Genomic DNA, 23,060 nt, shown 5'->3' with positions numbered 1-23,060 from the left:
CGATTGCGGGTGTTACCAAATTTTGGTATCGATACCGATATGACAGCCAAGAATACCTCTATCGCCCTCGGCAAACCCTATACCGATTTTGCCCGCCGCAAGGTCGAAAGCGGCGAATTCGCCACCACCAGCGAAGTCGTGCGCGAAGCGATGCGGCAGTACATCGCGCAGGACGCGAAGCGCGAGGCCTTGGACCGGGCACTGAAGGAAGGGCTCGACAGCGGCCCGGCGCGTCCGTTCGACTGGGATGCCTTCATGGGCCGGCATTTCGGACCCGGCGAAGATGCATGATGTCCTGGTGCTGCCGTCAGCACAGGCCGACCTCGATGACATCGCCATCTACACCAAGGAACAATGGGGTCGGGACCAGGCACGACGCTACTTGGCGACGATGCGATCCGACATAACCGGCCTGGCACGCTTTCCGCGGATGCATCCAGCCTATGAAAGTCGCCACGGGAGTTTCCGCAAGATGTCGAGCGGAGAGCATCTTGTCTTTTTGCTCGTGAATGAGACCACGGTTGTGGTGGTCCGGGCGCTGCACAACCGAATGGATGTCGAGGAAGCACTGGCATAACGTTTTGGTTTTGGAACGCTATTGGCGTTGCCTAAAATCGACCCGCAGATTTTACAAAGTCACACAAAAGTTACAACAAAACCCAACACCGCCCGTGGCGGAAAGGGCCGAAAAAGCACTGTGCGCTTTTGCGGCTGCGGACAGCCGGGACGGACGATGAGAAAGATCGTCGCGGGGTTAGCAGGGTGGGGAGATGTATGAAAATTGTTTGGGGACGCGACAAGAGTGCGGTTCATCATGAGAAATCGCGATCGTAACTCGATGCTGCAAGACGTTACCGCAGTATCGTACGACTGTCGTCAGCCCACCAGTTTTCGCCAAGATAGAGTGGTCGGAAGTAGTCGACCTCAATGAGGCAAGGCCGACTTCCAGTAGTGGTTCTCAACTGGCACCTGACGAAGCGCGCATCCCAAACCTTTCGCTCTGAGCCCTCAAATCTGACAATGGCTTTGCCTAAGCCAAAATCCTTTGAGATCTGCTGCCTGAGCGTACGACTGTGCTCGTTGGCGCTTGAGCAAGAGCATCGATGAAGAATTTTAACCTTGGGATCAGCATCTCGCCAACGGTACCAGAAAGCTGAGACTTCTAGGCCAGCAAAGTCGAAAACGCCAAGCTCGAGGGTTTCTACCCAGTAGCCGCCGGATACTTGCGTCGAACATCGTCCTCAGAGTCTGAAACGACGATGCCGCCCCAAAGTTCGAATAGCTCCCTCAATACACCCGCTTCTTCGGCTTGATGTACTCGATGTCATCCGTCAGCGTGTACTCATGCACCGGGCGGTAGTCGATCTTCATCGCGCCGCCCTTGCCGCCCCAGCCATCGAACCAGGTGACGGTGTGCTTCATCCACTCCTTGTCGTCGCGCTCGGGGAAGTCCTCGTGGGCGTGGGCGCCGCGCGATTCCTTGCGGTTTTCGGCGCTGGCGATGGTGACATTGGCCTGGCTCATCAGGTTGTCGAGCTCGAGCGTTTCGATGAGGTCGCTGTTCCAGATCAGTGAGCGGTCGGAGACATGGATGTCCTCCATCCGCTTGTTGACGTTCTTGAGCAGTTCGACCCCGTCGGCCAGCAGCTTGCTGTCGCGGAACACGGCGGCGTGCTTCTGCATGCCCTTCTGCATTTCCTCGCGGATACGCGCGGTGGGCGAGCCGCCCTTGGCATGGCGGAAATGGTCGACGCGGGCCAGCGCCAGCTCGGCGCTGTCGGCGGGCAGCGGATTGTGCGCGGTGCCGGGCTTGAGATTTTCCTTGAGGTGCAGGCCGGTCGCGCGGCCGAACACCACCAGGTCGATCAGCGAGTTCGAGCCGAGGCGGTTCGCGCCGTGGACCGAGACGCAGGCCGCCTCGCCCACAGCATAGAGCCCGGGCACCACCGTATCCGGGTTCCCATCCGCGCCGATGGTCACCACCTGGCCGTGATAGTTACAGGGGATGCCGCCCATGTTGTAGTGCACCGTCGGGGTGACAGGCAGCGGCTGGCGGGTCAGGTCGACGCCGGCGAAGATCTTGCCGCTCTCGGTAATGCCCGGCAGGCGCTGGGCCAGCGTTTCGGCGGGGATGTGGTCGAGATGCAGGTAGATGTGGTCGCCTTCCGGCCCGACCCCGCGCCCTTCGCGCATTTCCAGCGCCATCGAGCGCGACACGACATCGCGGCTGGCGAGGTCCTTGGCGCTCGGGGCATAGCGTTCCATGAAGCGCTCGCCTTCGGAATTGGTCAGGTAGCCCCCCTCCCCGCGCGCGCCTTCAGTGATGAGCACGCCCGCGCCGTAGATGCCGGTCGGGTGGAACTGGACGAACTCCATGTCCTGCAGCGGCAGGCCTGCGCGCAGCACCATGCCGCCGCCGTCACCGGTGCAGGTGTGGGCCGAAGTCGCGGTGTAGTAGCAGCGGCCATAGCCGCCCGTCGCCAGCACCACGGCATGCGCCTTGAAGCGGTGGATCGTGCCATCGTCGAGGCACATGGCCATCACGCCGACGCACTTGCCGTCCTTCATGATCAGGTCGAGCGCGAAATACTCGATGAAGAAGTCCGCGTCGTACTTCAGGCTCTGCTGGTAGAGCGCGTGGAGCATCGCGTGGCCCGTGCGGTCGGCAGCGGCGCAGGTACGCTGCACGGGGGGGCCTTCGCCCATATTCTGCATGTGGCCGCCGAACGGGCGCTGGTAGATCGTGCCGTCCTCGTTGCGGCTGAAGGGCACGCCCGCATGCTCCAGCTCGTAAACGGCTGCCGGGGCTTCGCGTGCAAGATATTCGATTGCGTCCTGGTCACCCAGCCAGTCCGAACCCTTGACGGTGTCATACATGTGCCAGGTCCAGTGGTCCGGGCTGTTGTTGCCGAGCGAGGCAGCAATCCCGCCCTGCGCCGCGACGGTGTGCGAACGCGTCGGGAAGACCTTGGTTATGTTGGCGGTCTTCAGCCCTGCCTCGGCCGCGCCCATGGTGGCGCGCAGGCCCGATCCGCCCGCGCCGACGACGACGACGTCGTAAGTGTGGTCGATGATGGTGTAAGCGGGGGTGGCTTTGGCTTCGGTGGCCATTACATCGGTGCTCCAGCAGGAAGGGCAGCGGCGGCATCAGGGGCGGCAGTGGCAAGCGCCAGGCGGACGACGCAGAAGACGCCGAACACGCCGCCGCCGATGGTGGCGAGATTGAGCAGGGCGAGCACCCCGAACTTGGTCCCGGCCTCGTGGACATAGTCCTCGACCAGCACCTGCAGGCCCAGGCGGGCGTGCCAGAAGGTGCTGACGATCAGCAGGACCATCGCCGCCGCAGGAACCGGCTGCGACAACCAGCTCTTGATCGTCTCGTATTCGAAGCCCGGCAACAGCGCGAAGCTGGTGATCAGCCACAGCAGCAGGATCAGATTGCCGATCGCGGTGAAGCGCTGCACGAGCCAGTGATGCGCACCTTCGTGGGCCGAGCCGAGACCGCGTACGCGGCCGATGGAAGTTCCGTTACCCATGGGTCATTGCCTCACTTGAGATAGATGAAGGCCCAGAAGGCCACGGTAAGGACGATGGCGATCGCCGGCACGGCGATTGACCACATCTTGTTCGTGCGGAGTTCGTAGCCCGCACCGATATCGAGCACGAAGTGCCTGAGGCCGCTCAGCAAATGGCTGAAGAAGGCCCAGCTGAGGCCGACCAGAACGATCTGCCCCACCCATGACGAGGCCACCGCATAGAACAGGCCGTAAGCATCCGGCCCGCTCGCCAGCGCGCCCAGCCACCATATCCCGACCGCAAGGCCGACCAGCGCCATTCCGTCGCCGGTGATGCGGTGGAGGATCGAGACCGCCATGTGCGGTCCCCATTTCCAGATCGAAAGGTGCGGTGAGAGTGGGCGGTTCGCCATGGATTTGCTTTCCCGAAGGTCAGGGTCGAATTCTTGCGCCCCACTTAGCGAAACGCGCCGCTGGTGCAAGGACGGGCTAAGGGCCGTGCACCATTGCAGGGGGTGAGGTCAACGCTCGACAACACCGGCAGGCGGTGCAAATAGTCCGGCCATGACAACCATCCTCCTGACCGGTTCGAGCCGGGGAATCGGCGCGGCCACCCGCGAATTGCTGGAAGCACGCGGGGCGACCGTGATCGGCCATTCGACCCGCGGCGACGGCGAGTCGGAAGTTGCGGCCGACTTCGCGGATCCCGGGGCTCCCGCCGAGTTGTGGGAAGAGGCGCTGGAACTGGCCGGCGGTGCCATCGACGTGCTGATCAACAACGCCGGGCTGTTCGCCGCCAATCCACTCGACGGGTCGGACATCACCTGGCTCGACAATTGGGAAGATACGCTGCGGATCAACCTGACCAGCGCCGCGCAGCTGAGCCGTTTCGCGGTACAGCACTGGCTTGAACGGGGAGTTGAAGGCCGTATCGTCCACATTGCCAGCCGCGCCGGGCACCGCGGCGATTCCCCGGCACACTGGCACTATGCGGCGGCCAAGGGCGGGATGCTGGCAATGCACAAGACCATCGCCCGGCAATATGCCGCCCACGGCATCCTCAGCTTCGCGGTCACCCCCGGCTTCACCGACACGGCGATGGCGGGCGACTATCTCGCCAGCCGGGGCGGGCCGGGCCTCCTCGCCGACATCCCGCTGGGCCGCGTCGCCGAGCCGGAGGAGATCGCCAATATCGCGGCGTGGTTGGCGCTCGAGGCCCCGCCCAGCCTGACCGGCGCGACCCTCGATGCCAATGGAGCCAGCTATGTTCGGTAATTCCCTCCCTGCCCTCCTTGCCCTTTCGCTCCTGGGTGCAGCGCCGCCCGCACCGGCGGAGCGTGCTGCCGCAAGCAAGGACATCGCCGCGGCCTGCGGCGAGCGTGACGGATGGTCGGACCCCGCCCCTCCCGCCTTCATCCACGGGCGCAGCTGGTATGTCGGCACCTGCGGTATTACGGTCGTGCTGGTCGAAACCTCGGACGGGCTGGTGTTGATCGACACCGGACCGGTGGAGGCCGCGCCGCATGTGCTTGCGAACATCAAGGCGCTCGGGTTCGATCCCCGGCAGGTCAAGTGGGTTCTGATGACGCACGAGCATTTCGACCACGTCGGGGGCATGGCGGAAGTACTGCGGGCGACAGGCGCAAAACTCCTGACTGGCGCCGGAGCAGCCGAGGTTATGCGCACCGGCAAGCCCGCTGCCGACGATCCGCAAGGCAGCTGGCTGGCTGACAGCCCGATGGAACCGGTCAAGGTCAGCCGTATCCTCCCGCATCGCGGAAAGCTCTCTGTGGGCGACACGCGCTTCACGATCTACCAGAACGCCACACACTCGCCGGGTTCGACGAGCTGGAGCTGGCGGAGTTGCGAGGCGGGCCGGTGCCTGACGATTGCACTGGCCGATTCCAACAGCACGATTTCGACCGGCGACTACCATTTCAGCGATCACCCCGAACGGGTCGAGGCCGCGCGCGAAGGCTTGCGGGTTATGGAACGACTGCCATGCGACCTTATGTTGACGCCGCATCCGGGGCAAAGCGACTTACTCGAGCGACTGTCCGGAACCGCGCCTCTCGCGGCACCGAATGCCTGTGTTGCCTATTCGGCGAGCGGGAGCATGCGTCTTGCTGATCGGCTGGCCAAGGAAGCCGAAGCCAAGTGACCAGCTGGAAAATCGCCGCCCACGCGCCCAAACCGAAAGTGCAGGCTGCCCTGCTGGCGCATGACGAGATCGACGACTGGGACTGGGAAGTCATCGTTTCGGGCCGTGAGGTCGACAAGGACCAGCCCGAGGAGTGGGTGCTGGAAGGCTGGTACCCGCGTAGGCCGGGCAAGGCCGACAAGGCGGCGCTCGCCGCGCTGTTCGTGGACGGCGCACCCGACCTGACGGTCGAGGAACTGCCCGACGAGGACTGGGTCACGCTGAGCCAGCAAGGCGCGCAGCCGATCCGAGCGGCGCGGTTCCATGTCCATACGCCGGACTTCCCACCGGACCCCACGCCCGGAATCGTCAACTTCGCCATCCCCGCCAGCCAGGCGTTCGGCACCGGCCAGCACGCCACTACCGCCGGTTGCCTTGCCATGCTCGACCTGATGAAGCGCGAGGGCGTGGTGGCGCGCAACATCGCCGATATCGGCACCGGCACCGGCCTGCTCGCCTTTGCCGCATTGGCGCTGTGGCCGCGCGCTTTCGCCACCGCGACCGATATCGACGCGGTCTGCGTGCCGGTGATCGAGGACAATGCCGCCGGCAACGGGATTTCCATGGGCAGCGGCGCTGGCACATTGACCATGATCGTGGCCGACGGGATGGATGATCCGCTGATCCACGCGCGCGGGCCCTATGACCTGCTGATCGCCAATATCCTCGCCGGGCCGCTGATCGGGCTTGCCAGCGACTTTGCCGAGCATGTCCCGCCGGGCGGGCACATGCTGCTTGCGGGGCTGCTGGAAACGCAGGAAGCGGATGTGAGGCGCGCCTGCCGCAAGGCGGGCTTCCGGCTCGCGCGGCGGCTGGTCAATGGCGACTGGTCGATCCTGTGGCTGCGCAAGCGGAGGATGCCTTAGACACATCTCATCGGGGGAGAGAGCGATGACCTACACCACCATCACGGTCGAGAAGCGCGGCGAGGTCGACTGGCTGACGCTCAACCGTCCGGAGGCGATGAACGCCATCACGCTGCAAATGGTGGCCGAACTCAACGACTACTTCGGCGGGCTCTACAACGACGGCAGCGTCCGCGTGGTGGTGATGCGCGGAGCGGGCACGGCTTTCTGCGCCGGACTCGACATCAAGGAACGCGCCGGGGACAACGGCAGCGAAATCCCCTTCGGCGGCGGGTTCGGCTTCCAGGGCTATCTGGCCGATGTCTACATCAAGATGCGCCGCTGCCCGCAGGTGATCGTCTCGCTGGTCCACGGCCCGGCCTGCGGCGGCGGGTTCGCCTTCGCGCTCGCCAGCGATATCCGCGTGGCCGGGGAAAGCGCGCGCATGAATGCGGCTTTCATCCGGCTGGGGCTGTCATCCTGCGACATGGGGGTGAGCTATTTCCTCCCCCGCCTCGTCGGCCATTCGCTGGCGAGCGAGCTGATGCTGACCGGGCGTTTCATCCACGCAGAACGCGCTCTGACGGCAAACCTGGTGAGCGAGATCGTGCCCGACGACGATCTGGAAGCGGCGGGAATCCGCTGGGCAGACGAACTCCTCGCCGCCTCCCCCATGGGCCTGCGCATGACCAAGGAGGGCCTGCAGATCGCCACCGATGCGGGCAGCCTCGAGGCCGCCATGGCGATCGAGAACCGCAACCAGATCATGACGAGCGGCAGTTCGAACTTCCGCGAAGGCATGGCGGCGTTCCTCGACAAGCGGCGGCCCAACTACAAGCCCGAATAAGCGTCGAGCACCCGTTCGAGGTGCGTCAGCGCCGCGCGGGTGAAGGCTTCCATGTTGGCGATCCGCTGGCCGCTGCCGGTCTCGGTGACCTCCACGAATTCTCCCCCCGGGCCGACGACCGCGACGCAACTGCGCCCGGCCGGCGCGCCGCTCGGGTGGCGCGATCCGCCGACCGAGCCGCTTTCCGCAATGCCCCAATCGGCGCCGAAGTTGTCGCGGATGGCGCGGGCCTGGAGCAGGGCATAATCCTCGCTTGCCCCGCGCATCCCTTCATAGGCATCGCGCGGCAGGGCGAACAGCACGTCGCGGGCGCGGAAGGAATAGACCACCCCGCCGCCGACGAAGAAATCGAGGGCGCCCGGCACGGTCAGCAGGCTCGCCGCGATCAATCCGCCGGTCGCGCCATCGGCCACGGCGACCTTCTCGCCCCGCAGGCGAAGCAGGCCGGCGATGCGCAATGCTTGCGGGTGGAGTTCCGCCAGCATCAGCCTGCCTCCACCGGGCCTTGGCCCCCGGACTCCTCCGGTACTTCCGGTTCCGGGAAGGTTCCGGCCGGGACCGGCTGGCCCAAGGCAGCATAGTGATAGCTCACCACAGCGCGCACGATGGCGTGCATCATCTCCATTCGCTGAGGGATCGGCAACGCTGTCCGCCCGATCATAACCGCAATGGAATAGCGGCGTCCGTCCGGCGCGGTGAGGATGCCGACGTCGTTGTAGCCGGCCTGTTCATAGCGCAGCACTTGCCCGGTGCCGGTCTTGTGGCCGATGCTCCAGCCTTCCGGCACCCCGCCCTTGAGGCGGTTGGGCCCGCTCTTCACCTGGCCGAGCAGCGCCAGCAAGTGCTCCGCCGTCGGCTTCTCCAGCAATTCCCCGCGCACCACCCGGCCCAGTGCCAGGGCAATAGCGCGCGGGCTGGCCCCGTCGACGGGATCCTGGACATAGGCATCGAAGGCGATCCGCCGCTGCAGGTCGGGCACCTGCGCCCGCGCCTTGAAGAAGCTTTGCCCCACGGCATAGGACTGGTGCCATTGGACGCCCGCAATCTCGCTCTGCATCTCGCGCTCGCCGGGGCCGAAGCGGATCGCGCCCAGCCCGGCCTTGTCGATCATCGCCCGCACGGCATCCGGCCCGCCGACACGCTTGAGCAGCATGTCGTTGGCGGTGTTGTCGCTCTGGGTGATCGCGCGGGTCATAAGGTCGGCATAGGTCGTGCGCCACATGCCCTGCGCCAGCACGAATTGGAGGACGGGCTGGTGGAACAGGGTCAGGTCGCGAAAGCCGATCTGCGCAGGCTCCAGCAGGTCCAGTTCACCCTCATCGACCATGCGCAGCGCGGTGAGCGTGACCCACAGCTTGCTGACGCTCTGCTGCGGGAACAGCTCCTTGCCGTTGAAATCGACCGTGCGGCGGCGGTCGATATCGTGCACCGCCACGCCAACGTAACCGTCGAACTCGTTGAGGTTAGCGAACAACTCGGCTTCGAGCGCCTTTTCCTCCGCTGAGGGGCCACCGGTCAACTTGACGCCCGATCCTTCCTCGATCCGCTGCTGGTAAGCAGCTGCCTCGGGCGTTCCGCCTTCCGCTTCGCCACAGGCGACGAGCAGGCAGGCGACAAGAATCGCAAGGAGCGGGCGCAGGAACATGAGAGGAGTATAGCGCGAAGTGGGTTAGCCTTGGCTTAGCAGGCGGACTTATCCCCGCCGCACTAGCCCGCAGCGGCAACGATGGCAGCCCTTACCGCTAGTCTCGTTCGGGACGTCCTCAGAACTCTAGCAAATGCGTCTCGTTCAAGTGTTACTTTCGCAACAGTGCGAGGCCATCTGCACGGTCGCGTTCGGCCGCTTCGACATCGCCCAGTCGCTGGTGCATCCTAGAGCGATAAAGCAAAATCTTGCCCTTAAACTTGTCCCGCTCAGTTCTGTCATAATGACGGTCTAACACACGCAACGCCAGGGTATAGTCGTCAAGCGACAATTGGTCGGACTGAGGATCATCCGTGATCACGGTACGAGCCCTGGCGCGCATGTACAAGGCCCGGGCATAATCCATGGGATCAGGATTTGATGCCAGATAGCGCGTGCAAACATCTATCTGAGTTTGCGCTGGAGTTAGAGGGTTATGACACTGGTCGCGATCGGTGCTCTTCGCTTCCAGTGCCCGGACGGGTAGACCAGCGAGATGGATGGACACCAAGGCGGCGATGACTGCGAAACGGCGCATGTGCAGAATCCATAGGATCGGTGAGTTCACGCAAGAACTAAACTTGGCCATTTCGCGGTCAAGCCGAAAACTAGCCCGCAGCGGCAACGATGGCAGCCCAGCCCGCCTCGTCTATCACTTCTATGCCGAGTTCGGCGGCCTTCTTGAGCTTGCTACCCGCCCCCGGCCCCGCGACCAGCAGGTCGGTCTTGGCGCTGACCGAGCCGGCGGCCTTGGCCCCCAGCCGTTCGGCCTGTGCCTTGGCTTCGTCGCGGCTCATGGTTTCGAGCTTGCCTGTGAAGACCACCGTCTTGCCCGCGACGGGGCTGTCGAGCGTTTCGACGATGTAGGGCGGCGGGCTGACTTCGGAGAGGATATCGTCCCACACCGCGCGGTTGTGTTCCTCGTGGAAGAAATCACCCAGCGCCTCGACCACCGCGCCGCCGATGCCATCGATGCCGGTGAGCGCGGCCAGCGCGTCTTGGTCACCCGCATGGGCCTTCTCTGCAGCGTTACGCAGCGCCGGAAGTTCGTGGAAATTCTTCATCAGGTCGCGCGCTGTGACCGCGCCGACGTGGCGGATGCCGAGCCCGAACAGCAGCCGCGCAGCGTCGGGCTGGCGCTTGTTTTCCACAGAAGCCAACAGGTTATCGACAGACTTGTCCTTCCACCCTTCGAGCGCAAGGATCTGATCGCGTCGCTTACGCAGGCGGAAGATATCGGCCGGGCTTTCCAGCCAGCCGAGCGCGAAGAACTGGTCGATGGTCTTCTCGCCCAGCCCCTCGATATCGAGCGCGGCGCGGCTGACGAAATGCTTGAGCCGTTCGGTCCGCTGGGCCGGGCAGATCAGCCCGCCGGTGCAGCGGACATCGACTTCGCCCTCTTCATTGACCGCCTCGCTGCCGCATTCGGGGCAATGGTCGGGGAAGACGAACGGCGCGCGTTCAACTTCCGGAGTCAGATTCTTCACCACCTGCGGGATCACGTCCCCGGCGCGCTGGACCAGTACGCGGTCGCCCGGGCGAACCCTCAGCCGGGCGATCTCGTCGCGGTTGTGGAGCGTGACATTGGTCACCGTCACCCCGCCGACCAGCACCGGGGCGAGCCGACCCACAGGCGTCAGCTTGCCGGTCCGGCCGACCTGGATGTCGATGCTTTCCAACGTGGTCTCTGCCTGCTCGGCCGGGAACTTGCGCGCGATGGCCCAGCGCGGCGCCTTGGCGACGAAGCCGAGCCGCTGCTGGTAATCCAGCCGGTCGACCTTGTAGACCACGCCGTCGATTTCATAGGGCAGATCGGGCCGTGACGCGCCGATGGCGGCATAGGCGGCGAGCATTTCCTCCAGCGTGTCGCAGCGGCGGAAATGCGGCGAGACCGGGAAGCCCCACGCCGCCAGTTGCCGCACCACGTCGGACTGGGTCGTGCCAGGCACCTCGCTCGCCGCGCCCCAGCCATGCGCCCAGAACCGTAACGGGCGTTTCGCCGTGACGCTCGCATCCTTCTGCCGCAGCGATCCGGCGGCGGCATTGCGGGGGTTGGCGAACAGCTTTCCGCCGGCTTCATGCTGCGCCGCATTGAGTGCGGCAAAGTCCTGTTTTGCCATATAAACTTCGCCGCGCACTTCGAACACTTCGGGGACCTCGCCCTCCCGCTTGCGGGAGGGGTCAGGGGTGGGCGCGGAGCCACCACCGCCGACTGGCCCACCCCCGGCCCCTCCCGCAAGCGGGAGCGGAGTAAGCTTCTGCGGGATGTCGGCGATATGCGCGACATTCGCCGTCACATCCTCGCCCACCTGCCCGTCACCCCGCGTCGCGGCGCGGTCCAGCACGCCGTTTTCATAGCGCAGCGAGCAGGACAGACCGTCGATCTTGTCCTCGGCCGTGAAGGCCAGCGGTTCATCCTCGCCCAGGTTGAGGTAGCGCCGCACGCGGGCGATGAACTCGGCCACTTCCTCGTCCGAGAAAGCATTGTCGAGGCTCATCATGCGAACCTCGTGCGTCACCTTGCCAAGCGGCGAGGAGGCCACCGCATGGCCCACACCCTTGGACGGCGAATCCTCGCGCACCAGATGCGGGAATGCCGCTTCCAGCGCCTCATTGCGCCGCACCAGTGCGTCGAATTCCTGATCGGTGATCTCCGGATCGTCCTCGGCATGATAGCGCCGGTTGTGATGGGCGATCTGCTTCGCCAACCGCATCAGTTCGTTGGCCGCTTCGGCTTCGGTGAGGATCGAGAGGTCGTTCATTACGCTCGTGCCAATACCGTCACCCACATCGTTCGGCGAGGCCTGAAACCGAGCGATTGGTAGAGCTCGATTGCCCCGGCATTGTGGGCGTAGGAATGGAGGTAGGGCACATCGCCGCGCGCCCTTTGTCCGGCCATGACGCGCCGGATCAGCCGCCGGGCCAGCCCTTGCCCGCGATACTCGGGCCAGGTGCACACGCCGCTGACTTCGGCAAGCCCCGGCGCGGGCAGCATCCGCTCTCCCGCCATGGCCGCCAGGCGTCCTTCCATGCGGATACCGTAGAACTGGCCGTAGCGGTGGGCCAGCGTGCCCCATGGCCCCGGCTCGGTCGCAAGGGCGATTTCGGCCATCTCGGCAGCGTCCGCTTCGCCCAGCGCCACGACCGCAGGGTCTATCACATCATCTTCGGGGGGTTCACCGTCGGCGACCATCTGCACCAGCTCTGCCGTGCGCATGATCTGCGCACCGGGGGGACAGGGCGCAGCCTCGGGTTCGACCAGCCACAGCCGGTCATCCGGACCATCGAACAGAGCCGCGAGCGCCGCCTGCGCTTCCTCGCCACGATCCCGTGACGCCGCGAAGGGGCCATAGCGCGGATCGATCCGCTTGGCCCCGTCGGTCCCCTGTGCGAGGTGCGCCAGCCGGCCGTGGAGCATGTTCCACACCTGCCGGTCGAGGACGGAGTCGATATCCACGCCCTAAAGCCCCTTGAGCACCGCCAGCATCGCGGCCTCGTTGCGCACGTAAGCGGGGTGGCCCGGTGTGATGATGTCGAAATGGCTGGCGTCGGGGTTGGCGATGGTCTGCACCTTCGCCCCCGCCTCGCCTATAGCCGCGAGCACATCATCGGACGGGACCGGCAACTTGGCCTGCACAAACAGCACCTCGGCCAGCTGCGGCGCGTTGATACGCGGCGAAATAGCGGCATAACGCGCCGCAGCCTCTTCCGGAGTGCCGCCCATGAACGGATCGACCGAGGAGAACTGGCACAGCGCATCGAACGCCTCGCGTTCGGCCCCGACATCGCCCGGCCCGTCGAGCACAATCGCCGCGCGCGCCTTGACCGGGGGCAGCACGCCGATGGGGCTGTCGGCACCGCGCTCTTGGGCCAGCCACAGCGCCGGCAGGGCCCCAGCCGAATGGCCGACCAGCGTCACCCGCTCGCGGTCTGTCCGATAGTCCTTGGCCACATGGTCGATCAGCGCGCTGGCGGCTTGCCAGTCCTCGAAACTGCCCGGCCAGCCGCCGCCATCACCCACCTCGCGATAATCGACATTGAGCGTGGCGACGCCCTGCTGCTGCCACCTCGTCGCCAGCGCGGCCATATAGGCGGTGTCGGCCACCCCCTGCTTCCAGCAACCGCCGTGCCAGATCACTGCCAGTGGGAACGGGCCCTTGCCTTCTGGCAGGCGCAGCTCGGCATAGTCGCGGGGCTTGTCGCCAAAGCGCAGGATGGCATCGGGGCGAGAGGCCGCAAGATTGGCATCAGTGCCCCAAGCCGCCCCGCCTGCGCTCAGCACATGGTCGCTCATAGGTTCGCCTCCGTGGACGCAACTTGCCAGCGTCAGCGCGAAAACACCGAGGCAAAGGCTCAGAAACTGGCGACCGCCACGCACTTAAGCCCCCTCCTCTTCAGAGTAGGGGGCCGGGGGGTGGTGCGTGCGCCCTCCCGGCCAGCGGTCTGTCAGTTGTTCGAGCAAGGCCGCCAAATCATCGACCACCCCCTCAGGGTTGGTCATGATTTGAGCATTGGTAAACCGCCGGGTCTTGAAGCCGAATTGCTCCAGCATGCGCCAGTCCCGCCTGTGATCGAGCTCAGGGTCATGCGTATCGCCATCAACTTCGATCACCAATCCCTTTGCCGGACAGAAGAAATCGACGATGCGCTGACCGATGACATCCTGACGGCGAAACTTGTGGCCCGACAACCGGCTGGAGCGGAGGGCCATCCACAATCGGCGTTCCGGCTCGGTCATATTGTTGCGCATCTGGCGGGCGCGCTTGTGGAGTGTCTCTGGCGAGACGCCACCACCCCCAACCCCCTCCTCTGAAGAGGAGGGGGCTTTCCCTCGCCGCACGCTTTTCTCCCCCTCCTCTTGAGAGGAGGGGGCCGGGGGGTGGTGCTGCGAGCCTTGGTCGCTCACACCCCCTCCAGCAGCCGGTCCGCCTGCGCCCGCGCCTCGTCGGTGATCTCCGCGCCGCTCAGCATCCGCGCGATTTCCTCCTGCCTCCCGGCCTCATCCAGCCGTTCGACCGAGGTGCGCGTCACCGTGCCTTCGCTGGTCTTGGCAATGCGGTAGTGGGTGCCGCCGCGCGCGGCGACTTGCGGCGAGTGGGTGACCGCCAGCAATTGGCCGTCGCGGGCCAGCCGGGCGAGCCGCTCGCCGATGGCGCTCGCCACCGCGCCACCGACGCCGCGGTCGATCTCGTCGAAGATCACCGTCGCCGCCCCGCCCTGCTCGGCCAGCGCGACCTTGAGCGCGAGAATGAAGCGCGACAATTCGCCGCCGCTGGCGATTTTCATCAGCGGGGCAAAGCCTGCACCGGGGTTGGTCTCGATCAGGAATTCGACCGCGTCGATCCCGGCCGGGCCCCATCTCTCCTCCGGCAGTTCGGTGACGCTGGTCTGGAAGCGGGCGGCATCAAGCTTGAGCGGCGCGAGTTCCGCCGCCACCGCCGCATCGAGCCTTGCTGCGCCGGCGACGCGCGCCTCGTGCAGTGCCCGGGCTGCGCGGCGGTAGGTCTCGCCCGTCTCGCGTTCTGCCGCCTCCAGCGCATCGAGCTGCGCCTCCCCGCCTTCGATGGCATCGAGCGCGGCGCGGAAGGCGCGCATTTTTTCCGGCAGTTCGTCGACTTCGCAGCGATGCTTGCGGGCGATGGCGCGCAGGTCGAACAGCCGGGTTTCCGCGGCTTCGAGCGCCGCTGGATCATGCACCAGCGCCTCGGCGGCTTTCTCAAGCTTCTCCTCCGCCTCGCCCGCTTCGATCACCGCGCGGTCGAGCGCTTCGAGCGCTTCCCTGAGCAGCGGATGCTCGCCCGCGATCCGGTCCAGCCGCCGTGCGGCACTGCGCAGTTGCGCCAGCGGGGCGTCGCTGCCGTCCCACACGTGGCGCAATTCCTCGAGATCGCCCGAAAGCCGCTCGCCCTTCTGCATGTCGGCGCGGGCATTGGCGAGGCGCTCTTCCTCGCCCGCGACCGGCTCGAGCGCGGTGAGTTCGGCCAGATGCGCGAGCAGCAGGTCCTGCTCGGCCTTGGCGGTCTCGATGTCCACGCGGGCGCGGGCGAGCGCATTGCGGGTGCGCTGCCACTCGGCCCAGGCATTAGCCACCGCATCGCCCTCGCTCCCGGCATAGCGGTCGAGCAGCGCGCGATGCCCCTTGGGATTGACCAGCCCGCGATCGTCATGCTGCCCGTGCAGTTCGACCAGCGCCCCGCCGATCTCGCGCAGCAGTGCGACGCCGACCGGCTGGTCGTTGATGAAAGCCTTGCTGCCCCCGTCGGCCTTGAGCTGGCGGCGGATCAGCAGCGGCTCGCCCGGTTCGATCTCGATCTCGGCCTCGTCCAGCGCCTCGGCAATCGTGGCGGGCAGGCGGGCGAATTCGAAGCTGGCGGTGACACTGGCCTTGTCCTCTCCGGCGCGGACCAGTCCGCTGTCGGCGCGGTTGCCCAGCACCAGCCCCAGCGCATCGAGCAGGATCGACTTGCCCGCGCCCGTCTCGCCCGTCAGCACGCCGAGCCCGCGCCCGAAATCGAGGTCGAGCGCTTCGATCAGCACGATGTTGCGGATGGCAAGGCGGGTCAGCATCGCGCTTTCCCTAACCCAAGGCGCAGGCCGCGTCACCGCCTGTGCGGCACCTCTGTGTGGAATTCCGCCGGGCCTACCGCGCGGCCATGGTGCCCTTCGGCTTCGGCCGCCGGTCCGTGAACCACCATGCCCGCGGCGCGTCCCGCTGCGCATACTCCGGCGGCCATTCGATCAGGCGGATATCGTCGAGCAGCACGCGGTCATCGTCGCCTTCGCGCTCGCCCAGGTACTTGATCCGCAGGATCGGGCGGAACGGATGCGCTGCGCCATCGGGGCCCGGAGGCAAGCGCGGCACCGGCCCCGGTGGGAGCCAGAAGTCGAAGGCGATATCCTGCCATTCGCCGCTGCCCCGCAAACGCCTGGTCTGCATCGATTCGCCCAGCACGGACGGCGTCGGCTTGGCGCCTTCGGGCGGCTTGTCGCGGATGATCAGCTCGATCTCCGCATCATGCGGCAGGCGGATCCGGCTCTTGAGCGTAAAGCGCGTGGCATAGACATCGCGGATGTAGGACGCCGAATGGAGGTAGAAGCTCTTGTGCGCGGCGCGCGGCGAGAGCTCGAGATAGCCCTCGGCCATGGGCGTGCGCTTCAACGCCAGCTTGCCGTTGAGCGCTTTCCAGAAGCGGTCCTGCGCCGGGCCCGTCTGGGCGTTGGAAAAGTCCCCGCGCGGGATCAGGTTGCGGCCATATTCGCTTGCTCCGTCACCGCAGGAAGGACCGAAGTTCGCCAGCGTGAAACCTTCGGGCTGGCGGCATCGCCCGTTCCCCTGCGGCCGGTTCTCGCGCCACACCGCCGCATGGCCGCCGGTCAGCGCCAGATTGGTGCCCATCTCCGCCGACAGCCAGAACACGCGGCGCAGCACGCTTTCGCGCATCCCGCCGACGGCGGGCACCGGGCGATAATCGAGCATGTTGATCGGCAGCACCTCGGCACGCAGAAACCTGCCGTTCTCCAGCCACACCTTGATGGCGAAGGTCGAATGGGTGTGCGGGTGGTCCTGGTCGAACAGGAAATTGCCCAGCGAATGGGCGATCAGCGATCCCTTGTAGATCTCCAGCCCTTGCGTCACATGCGGGTGGTGGCCGATCACCAGCGGGCTGCCGAGATCGATCGCCCGGCGGAAGCGCGGCAGCGACATGGGCGACGGGCGGTCCATGTATTCCATGTTGCCGTGGTATTCCATGATCGGGACATAGCCCGCGGCCAGCTCGCGCAGGGTGACCCTGTCGATCACTTCCCTGGTGCCCCAGGCGGCGCCGGCCTTGGTCGCGGTCGCGGTCTGGTTCGGCGTCCAGTCCCCGCGCCAGCCGACGAGGCCGAACAACGCCAGCTTCGTACTGCCGACAGTAACGCGGGTCGCCTTCTCCGCCTCGGTGACGTTCATCCCCGCGCCGGAGGTCAGCAGGCCGGCCCTGGCAATGGCATCGAGCGTCATTTCCAGGCCGATGTCGCGATAGTCGGCGGTGTGGTTGTTGCCGAGCGAAACATGGTCGATCCCGGCCCGCATCATCGCCTTCGGCAGTTCGGGCGGCGAGAAGAACTTGTAGCGTTTGGGCGCAGGCTCGCCGGGGGTGACGGCGGCCACCACCGATTCGAGGTTGACCGAGGCAAAGTCGCTTGGCCCGAAATAGGGTTCCATATGGTCGAACAGCCGGTCGAGATCGGCATCGAGCGTGTCATGGTCGAGCACCGGCTCGTCGCGCAGTCCCATGTGGAAATAGCGCCGTGCGGCCATGCTGTCGCCGCCGAAGAACAGCTCGATCCGGCCCGGCTTCTTCGCCACCAGCTCGATTGCCGGGATACGCAGGCAATCGCAGGCCGGATCGCGCAATTCCGCCTTGCCGAAGGTCTGGACCATGGGGAACACCCCATTCCCGCCGATATCGACGCGGTAGTAGGGCGCGAGCGGGACCAGTGCCGAGAACGAGCCATCGGCGGCGAGCTTCGCGGGTTTGCCGTTGACGGTGACGGTGACGCTGTCGAAGGCGATGCCGTCCCGCGCACCGTCGAGTGCGCCGGCCAGTTCGACCTTGAGCGCTTCGGCCATCGCCCGGTCGCCCGCACCGCCCCAGGGGTCGAGCCAGATCGCCGCGGCAAGCGCGCAGACGAGCCCCGCCACGAGGCCCAGCAGCCATCCGAGAATACCCCCGTTCATAAGAGGTCTCTCGCATGGCAGTTAGAACATTTGGTTAACCCTGTTTACGCCCGTTGGCTGCGGGCTTCCGGCGATTATCGCGCGGCGAGCGCGGGGGCCTTGTCCTCGATCAGCTCATAGGCCTTCTCGTACCACTCGTTGCCGGGATAGTTGGCCCCCAGCACGGCGGCGTATTTCTTGGCCTCGACCGGGATCCCTAGCGCCAGCGAGCATTCGACCAGGCGATAGAGCGCCTCGGGCGTATGGCTGGTGGTCTGGTAGCTATCGACCACGTTCTGGAACCGGATCAGCGCCGACGACCACTTGGCGGCCTTCTGGTAATAGCGCCCGATCTCCATCTCCTTGCCGGCGAGGTGATCATTGACCAGGTCCATCTTGAGCCGCGCGTCGGCGGCATACTCGGTGGTCGGGAAACGGCGATCGACTTCGCGCAGCGCGACCAGTGCCTGCTCGGTCACCTTCTGGTCGCGGGTGACGTCGCTGATCTGCTCGTAATAGCTCAGCGCGATCAGGTAATAGGCATAGGGCGCGTCCTTGTTGCCCGGGTGGATTTGCAGGAAGCGCTGCGCCGCCTGGATCGACTTGGTATAGTCCCGCGCGACGTAATAGCTGAAGGCGCTCATCAACTGCGCGCGGCGGGCCCAGGGCGAATAAGGATGCTGGCGCTCGACCTCGTCGAACAGGGCGGCGGCCAGCTTGGCATTGCCCTGGTCGAGCCGGGTCTTGGCCGAGGCGTACAGCGTTTCCACGTCACGCGCGACATAGGCGGTGTCCTTCGCCCCGCCGCCGCCGGTGGCACAACCTGCCAGCGCAGTGGCAGCAAGGACGGAAACGGCGAAAGTGCGGACCAGCGACAGGCGCGGCGCGGCAGGGATCTTGGCGAACATGGCAGGCGCTATAACCCCGCCCCTGCTGAACGCCAAGTGAAGTGTGGGGGTGTGATGGGGGATAGGTGACAACATCGGGATCCGCCTGCTGGCGCTGTGTCCATCCTTTTTCTCCATGCGCCGCACTTCAGTTCTTGCCGACAACTACCTCGAATGTCAGATCAGGCAGGATTGGACAGAGGATGCAGGATGAGGCTTTTGACGCTGGGACTACTGGTCGCAAGCCTTGCGCTCCCACCGGGCGCGCTGGCACAGCACCCGGCCGAGTCCGAACCCGGGCCCGCGCCCGGTCCATCTGTCCAGGTGTACGCCATGCCCGCCGATCCCAAGGCGATGGCCGTCTACGAGGCCGCGCAGCAGGAGGCGTTCGAAAAGCACGGTCCTTTCGGCGTCGTGACGATGCGGCTGAACCAGCACGAGATTGTCGTCCTGTGCCAGACCATCGCCGAAGGCTATGCGTCCGTTGCCGCCGAAGACACCGATCATGACCGGCGCATCGGCAAGTTCGCCGATGTCTGGCGTTTCGAGCAACGACTGACCGAGCCGCTGGCGCGGGCACGCGAAGCGCTGGGCGAGGACGGCTATGCGAGTGCGCTCTCGACGGGCAATCAGGCCATGGTCCTGCTCTCCATGTTGGGAGACCCGCAGCTGGAACAGGATCTCCAGTCGGGCGCAGTGCAAGCCGACGACGATCTCATGTTCGGCTGGGTGACCAATCTCGCCATCCGGTGTGGCCAGAGGCTCGACGATATGGGCATTGACCGGGTCAGCGGCGATCCGCCGCCCGAGTATATCGAGACCATGACCGGCTTTCGCTATCGCGGTGCCACCTACGCCAAGGTTTTTGCGGGAACCGGGTTGGTCCGCTTTGCCAAGGCTATGTGCCGCGAAGAGTCCGCGCCGGACTTTACGGGCGCTCCGCTTGACCAGCGCGGCGAGGAGGGTATGTCGCTGCTCGATTGGGCGATCGAGTGCAATGATCGCGTCGCGTTCGATGCGCTGATCGCGGCAGGGTTCGATCTCGATGCGACGGGGCTGTATGAAGACCCGCCGCTGGTGAGGACCGCCAGCGAAAAGCGGCTGTGGTTCCTCAGCCGGCTGCTTGACGAAGGCGTGAGCCCGGACACCATGGGACGGACGAAATCCGCCCTGGTGGAGGCCAATGATGATCTCGATGCGATCAACTTCCGTGGTGACACCAGGGCTGCTTTCAACCTGCTGCGCGCACGCGGGGCGACGCTGAGTTTCCCGACATTCCGGGACTCGATGTGGTACCAATGGAGCCTGCATGAAACACGGTGGGACCTGATCCTCCGGCACTGGGACGAGTTCGAGAGCGACCCGGTCGAACTGGCTAGCGACCTTGAATTCTATTTTAGCGGCGAGATGAATTGGGCGAAGAAGGAACACGCGGCTGCTGCGGGCGAGGTCAAGAAGCTCCTTGTCGAGCAATACGGGGTCTGTTTCCCGGTGGGCAAACCATTCGAGATGGAGACGGACGAGCGCGGTTTTCGCATGCAGCCCGATTGCCCGAAAGGCGAGTGATGGATGAAGCTAGCGCGAGGGCTTCGGGTTGAAGAGCGCGCAACAGCCGAAGACGAACTACCTTCTGCATGCCTGCAGAAGGTAGGCCGCAAGGGCCAAGTTTTCCCGTCAGCCTGCCGTCCCCCCACCCCTTGGCACCACCCGCCGCTGCGGCGCTTCGTCGTCCGGCGCATCCCACGGCAAGTGATGCCCTTCCAGCCGCACCAGATTGTTCGCCCGGATGATCTCCGCATGGGTCTGGTAGCCCAGCAGCTGGTCGGCCGGCAGGTCCGGATTGGCGATCATCACCCGCGTTTCCTCGCTGGTGAAGTCGGTCAGGCCGCGGGCGCGCTCCACGCCTTCGCGGTCGTAGATGTGCAGCACGTCGCCGCGCGAATAGTCGCCGTCCATCGACAGCACATCGTCGCGATGGATCGGGTGGTTGCCCGATAGCCGCGCCACCGCCTCGTCGGTGATGACCAGGTGCCCGGCCATCTGCAGCCGGTCGGCCAGCCAGCTGTTCCACATCGAGGCCGGCTGCGGATTGGGCAGGCACTTGGTGCAGCGCCGCTCGCCGCTGAGAACAGAGGACACCGGGCGGTCGACATCGCCGTGCGCGATCCAGGCGGTGACACCGGCGTTCTGTGCCATGTTGGCGGCCTGCAGCTTGGTCAGCATGCCACCGGTGCCGAGCGTGGTCTTGCCCGATGCCGCCTGCAGGTAGGCGCTGACGTCGCTCACTTCCTCGACCAGCTGCGCCCCCGGCTCCGACGGGTTGCGATCGTACAGGCCATCGACCGTGGTGAGGATGACGAAATGGTCCGCCTCCACCATCTGCGCGATCTTGGCAGCCAGCCGGTCATTGTCGCCGACGCGGATTTCCTCGGTGGTGACGGTGTCGTTCTCGTTCACGATCGGGATGATGCGCGATTCGAGCAAACGGTGCACGGTGTTGCGGGTGTTGAGGAAGCGGCGGTGATCCTCGAAATCGCCCAGCGTCAGCAGGATCTGCGCGATCTCCAGGTCGAATTCGTAACCGACCTGTTTGTAGGCGTTGAGCAGCTGCGGCATCCCGCAGGCGGCGGCGGCCTGCTTGTCGCTGAGGCCGGCACTGCCCGGTTCGGCACCGACCACGCGCATGCCCAGCGCCACCGCCCCGCTGGAGCACAGGATCACGTCATGCCCCTGCGAACGCAGGCGCGCGATATCCTCCAGCAGGCGCTGGATGAAGCCATAGCGCGGGGTCAGCCGCGATGTGTTGGCGAGCAGAGCCGAGCCGATCTTGACGACGATGCGCCCCGGGCGGCCGGGGGCTGGTGTTGAAGCCTGGTTGGCGGTTTGGGGAGCGGGCAAGTTGGCCTTCCTTTTTAAAACTTCAGTAATTTCGCGGAAACTTTGCGCCGCGTGCTCGTTGCATCAAGGAACGAGACAGGCCGGGGTTCCGAGAAAGGTTCCGCGCGCCTGCTGCCTGCGCGCCGGATTGCGCGCACCGCGCCTCTGCATGGCACTCGCCGCGCGGAGAAATTTCCGATAGGGGAACCGCATCATGACTGACCAGAGCCTTGATCCGTCTATCCACGTCCGCCAGCTGGGCACCGCCGCGCGCAAGGCCGCGCGGGTGCTCGCCAGCGCCTCGACCGAGGCCAAGAACGCCGCCCTGCTCGAAGCCGCCAAGGCGCTGCGGGCGGCGGCGCCGGCGCTGCTCGAGGCCAATGCCAGGGATGTTGCCGGCGTCGAAGGGAGCAAGGACGCCGCCTTTATCGACCGCCTGCGCCTGACCGAAGACCGCGTCGAGGGCATGGCCACCGCGCTGGAGGACATCGCCGCCCTGCCCGATCCCGTCGGCCGGGTGCTGGCGACCTTCGAGCGGCCCAACGGCCTCGTCATCGAGCGGGTCGCGGTGCCCATCGGCGTGATCGGCATGATCTACGAAAGCCGGCCCAATGTCGGCGCCGATGCCAGCGCGCTGTGCCTCAAGAGCGGCAATGCGGTGATCCTGCGCGGGGGGAGCGAGAGCCGCCATTCGACCCGCGAGATCGTCCGCGCCATGCAGGCCGGGCTCCGCGCGGCGGGCCTGCCCGAGGACGCGGTGCAGACCGTCCAGACCACCAGCCGCGAGGCGGTGGCCGAACTGCTCAAGGCCGACGAATTCGTCGACCTCGTCATCCCGCGCGGCGGGCGCGGCCTGGTCGCGCTGGTGCGCGACCAGGCCAGCGTGCCCACGCTCCTGCATCTCGACGGCAACTGCCATTCCTACGTCCACGAAGCGGCCGATGTCGCCAAGGCGGTCGCGATCATACGCAACGCCAAGCTGCGCCGGACCGGCATCTGCGGCGCGACCGAGAGCGTGGTGGTGGACCGCGCCATCGCGCCCGCCTTCGTCCCCGCCCTCGCCGAAGCCATGGGCGCCGACTGCGAGCTGCGCGGCGATGCCGAGGCGGTCGCGCTCGACGGGCGCATCGCCTTGGCCAGCGAGGAGGACTGGAGCACCGAATACCTCGGCCCCATCGCCAGCGTGAAGCTGGTCGACGGGCTCGACCAGGCGATCGACTGGGTCGAAACGCACAGCAGCCATCACACCGACGCGATCATCACCGAGGACGCCGAGGCCGCCCGCCGCTTCATGGCCGCGATCGACAGCGCCATCGTGATGCACAACGCCTCCACCCAGTTCGCCGACGGCGGCGAGTTCGGCATGGGCGCGGAGATCGGCATTGCGACGGGCAAGATGCACGCCCGCGGCCCTGTCGGGCTCGAGCAACTGTGCAGCTTCAAGTACCTGGTGCACGGCTCGGGTCAGGTAAGGAGCTAAGTACGCGGCCTGGCTGCGGAGCAC

22 protein-coding genes are annotated in these 23,060 nt (G+C 65.9%); 8 read left to right on the top strand and 14 right to left on the bottom strand.

The window, feature by feature from the left end; genetic code table 11:
- The first annotated feature begins 39 nt into the window (after positions 1-39).
- Entirely contained in the window at positions 40-291 is a 252-nt protein-coding gene (locus tag LY632_RS07675) for a type II toxin-antitoxin system ParD family antitoxin (RefSeq protein WP_234090561.1), read from the top strand.
- Positions 284-577: a type II toxin-antitoxin system RelE/ParE family toxin gene (locus tag LY632_RS07670; RefSeq protein ID WP_234090560.1), complete on the top strand. Its 294-nt coding sequence runs from the start codon at positions 284-286 to the stop codon at positions 575-577. The genes LY632_RS07675 and LY632_RS07670 overlap by 8 nt, the downstream gene beginning before the upstream one ends.
- A gap of 710 nt (positions 578-1,287) precedes the next feature.
- Here the strand turns inward: LY632_RS07670 and sdhA are convergent.
- The 3 genes from sdhA to sdhC are packed head-to-tail and all read right to left on the bottom strand — an operon-like array spanning position 1,288 to position 3,928.
- A complete protein-coding gene (gene sdhA, locus LY632_RS07665) occupies positions 1,288-3,111 on the bottom strand; it encodes a succinate dehydrogenase flavoprotein subunit (protein WP_234090559.1) in 1,824 nt (607 codons plus the stop codon).
- Positions 3,111-3,536, bottom strand: coding sequence for a succinate dehydrogenase, hydrophobic membrane anchor protein (sdhD, locus tag LY632_RS07660; protein ID WP_234090558.1), 426 nt, complete (start codon positions 3,534-3,536; stop codon positions 3,111-3,113). The genes sdhA and sdhD overlap by 1 nt, the downstream gene beginning before the upstream one ends.
- Before the next feature lie 11 nt (positions 3,537-3,547).
- Positions 3,548-3,928 (bottom strand): succinate dehydrogenase, cytochrome b556 subunit, encoded by a 381-nt coding sequence (sdhC, locus tag LY632_RS07655; RefSeq protein ID WP_234090557.1) that lies wholly within the window; start codon positions 3,926-3,928, stop codon positions 3,548-3,550.
- A gap of 151 nt (positions 3,929-4,079) precedes the next feature.
- Here sdhC and LY632_RS07650 point away from each other — a divergent pair, with 151 nt between their 5' ends.
- From LY632_RS07650 to LY632_RS07635, 4 genes are read left to right on the top strand one after another with little or no spacing between them, the layout of a single operon-like run.
- Positions 4,080-4,790: an SDR family NAD(P)-dependent oxidoreductase gene (locus LY632_RS07650; RefSeq protein ID WP_234090556.1), complete on the top strand. Its 711-nt coding sequence runs from the start codon at positions 4,080-4,082 to the stop codon at positions 4,788-4,790.
- Complete coding sequence (gene bla, locus LY632_RS07645; protein WP_234090555.1) at positions 4,780-5,676, top strand: subclass B3 metallo-beta-lactamase; 897 nt, start codon at positions 4,780-4,782, stop codon at positions 5,674-5,676. Before LY632_RS07650 ends, bla begins: the two co-directional genes overlap by 11 nt.
- Positions 5,673-6,581, top strand: coding sequence for a 50S ribosomal protein L11 methyltransferase (locus LY632_RS07640; protein WP_234090554.1), 909 nt, complete (start codon positions 5,673-5,675; stop codon positions 6,579-6,581). Before bla ends, LY632_RS07640 begins: the two co-directional genes overlap by 4 nt.
- 25 nt (positions 6,582-6,606) lie before the next feature.
- Complete coding sequence (locus tag LY632_RS07635; protein WP_234090553.1) at positions 6,607-7,407, top strand: enoyl-CoA hydratase/isomerase family protein; 801 nt, start codon at positions 6,607-6,609, stop codon at positions 7,405-7,407.
- Here the strand turns inward: LY632_RS07635 and LY632_RS07630 are convergent.
- From LY632_RS07630 to LY632_RS07585, 10 genes are all read right to left on the bottom strand, one after another.
- A complete protein-coding gene (locus tag LY632_RS07630; protein ID WP_234090552.1) occupies positions 7,392-7,892 on the bottom strand; it encodes a CinA family protein in 501 nt (166 codons plus the stop codon). The genes LY632_RS07635 and LY632_RS07630 overlap by 16 nt on opposite strands.
- On the bottom strand, positions 7,892-9,052 hold the full coding sequence (locus tag LY632_RS07625; protein WP_234090551.1) for a serine hydrolase: 1,161 nt from the start codon (positions 9,050-9,052) through the stop codon (positions 7,892-7,894). Before LY632_RS07625 ends, LY632_RS07630 begins: the two co-directional genes overlap by 1 nt.
- A gap of 151 nt (positions 9,053-9,203) precedes the next feature.
- Positions 9,204-9,680: a hypothetical protein gene (locus LY632_RS07620; protein ID WP_234090550.1), complete on the bottom strand. Its 477-nt coding sequence runs from the start codon at positions 9,678-9,680 to the stop codon at positions 9,204-9,206.
- 19 nt (positions 9,681-9,699) lie between these two features.
- The gene (gene ligA, locus LY632_RS07615) at positions 9,700-11,853 is read right to left on the bottom strand and encodes an NAD-dependent DNA ligase LigA (protein WP_234090549.1); all 2,154 of its coding nucleotides are present in this window, start codon (positions 11,851-11,853) and stop codon (positions 9,700-9,702) included.
- A complete protein-coding gene (locus LY632_RS07610) occupies positions 11,853-12,548 on the bottom strand; it encodes a GNAT family N-acetyltransferase (RefSeq protein ID WP_370636475.1) in 696 nt (231 codons plus the stop codon). The genes ligA and LY632_RS07610 overlap by 1 nt, the downstream gene beginning before the upstream one ends.
- Before the next feature lie 3 nt (positions 12,549-12,551).
- A complete protein-coding gene (locus LY632_RS07605; protein ID WP_234090548.1) occupies positions 12,552-13,385 on the bottom strand; it encodes a S9 family peptidase in 834 nt (277 codons plus the stop codon).
- An 84-nt stretch (positions 13,386-13,469) separates the two neighbouring features.
- The gene (locus LY632_RS07600; protein WP_234090547.1) at positions 13,470-13,841 is read right to left on the bottom strand and encodes an endonuclease domain-containing protein; all 372 of its coding nucleotides are present in this window, start codon (positions 13,839-13,841) and stop codon (positions 13,470-13,472) included.
- 152 nt (positions 13,842-13,993) lie between these two features.
- Positions 13,994-15,658 carry a DNA repair protein RecN gene (gene recN, locus LY632_RS07595; protein WP_234090546.1) on the bottom strand — a complete coding sequence of 555 codons (1,665 nt, stop codon included), beginning with the start codon at positions 15,656-15,658 and terminating at the stop codon, positions 13,994-13,996.
- A gap of 73 nt (positions 15,659-15,731) precedes the next feature.
- Positions 15,732-17,813 (bottom strand): CapA family protein, encoded by a 2,082-nt coding sequence (locus LY632_RS07590; RefSeq protein ID WP_234090545.1) that lies wholly within the window; start codon positions 17,811-17,813, stop codon positions 15,732-15,734.
- 74 nt (positions 17,814-17,887) lie between these two features.
- Positions 17,888-18,700 carry an outer membrane protein assembly factor BamD gene (locus LY632_RS07585; protein ID WP_234090544.1) on the bottom strand — a complete coding sequence of 271 codons (813 nt, stop codon included), beginning with the start codon at positions 18,698-18,700 and terminating at the stop codon, positions 17,888-17,890.
- Between the two features lie 189 nt (positions 18,701-18,889).
- Here LY632_RS07585 and LY632_RS07580 point away from each other — a divergent pair, with 189 nt between their 5' ends.
- Positions 18,890-20,245: a hypothetical protein gene (locus LY632_RS07580; protein WP_234090543.1), complete on the top strand. Its 1,356-nt coding sequence runs from the start codon at positions 18,890-18,892 to the stop codon at positions 20,243-20,245.
- Between the two features lie 108 nt (positions 20,246-20,353).
- On the opposite strand, the gene proB is transcribed toward LY632_RS07580, so the two are convergent.
- Entirely contained in the window at positions 20,354-21,577 is a 1,224-nt protein-coding gene (gene proB / locus LY632_RS07575) for a glutamate 5-kinase (RefSeq protein ID WP_234090542.1), read from the bottom strand.
- 193 nt (positions 21,578-21,770) lie between these two features.
- On the opposite strand from proB, the gene LY632_RS07570 reads away from it, so the two are divergent.
- Positions 21,771-23,036 carry a glutamate-5-semialdehyde dehydrogenase gene (locus LY632_RS07570; protein ID WP_234090541.1) on the top strand — a complete coding sequence of 422 codons (1,266 nt, stop codon included), beginning with the start codon at positions 21,771-21,773 and terminating at the stop codon, positions 23,034-23,036.
- Positions 23,037-23,060: the final 24 nt, after the last annotated feature.

Origin of the sequence: Erythrobacter sp. SDW2, assembly GCF_021431965.1 — a bacterium.
Lineage (GTDB): Bacteria > Pseudomonadota > Alphaproteobacteria > Sphingomonadales > Sphingomonadaceae > Parerythrobacter.
The sequence above is the reverse complement of the archived record's forward strand: the minus strand, read 5'-3'. Positions and strand labels throughout refer to the sequence as shown.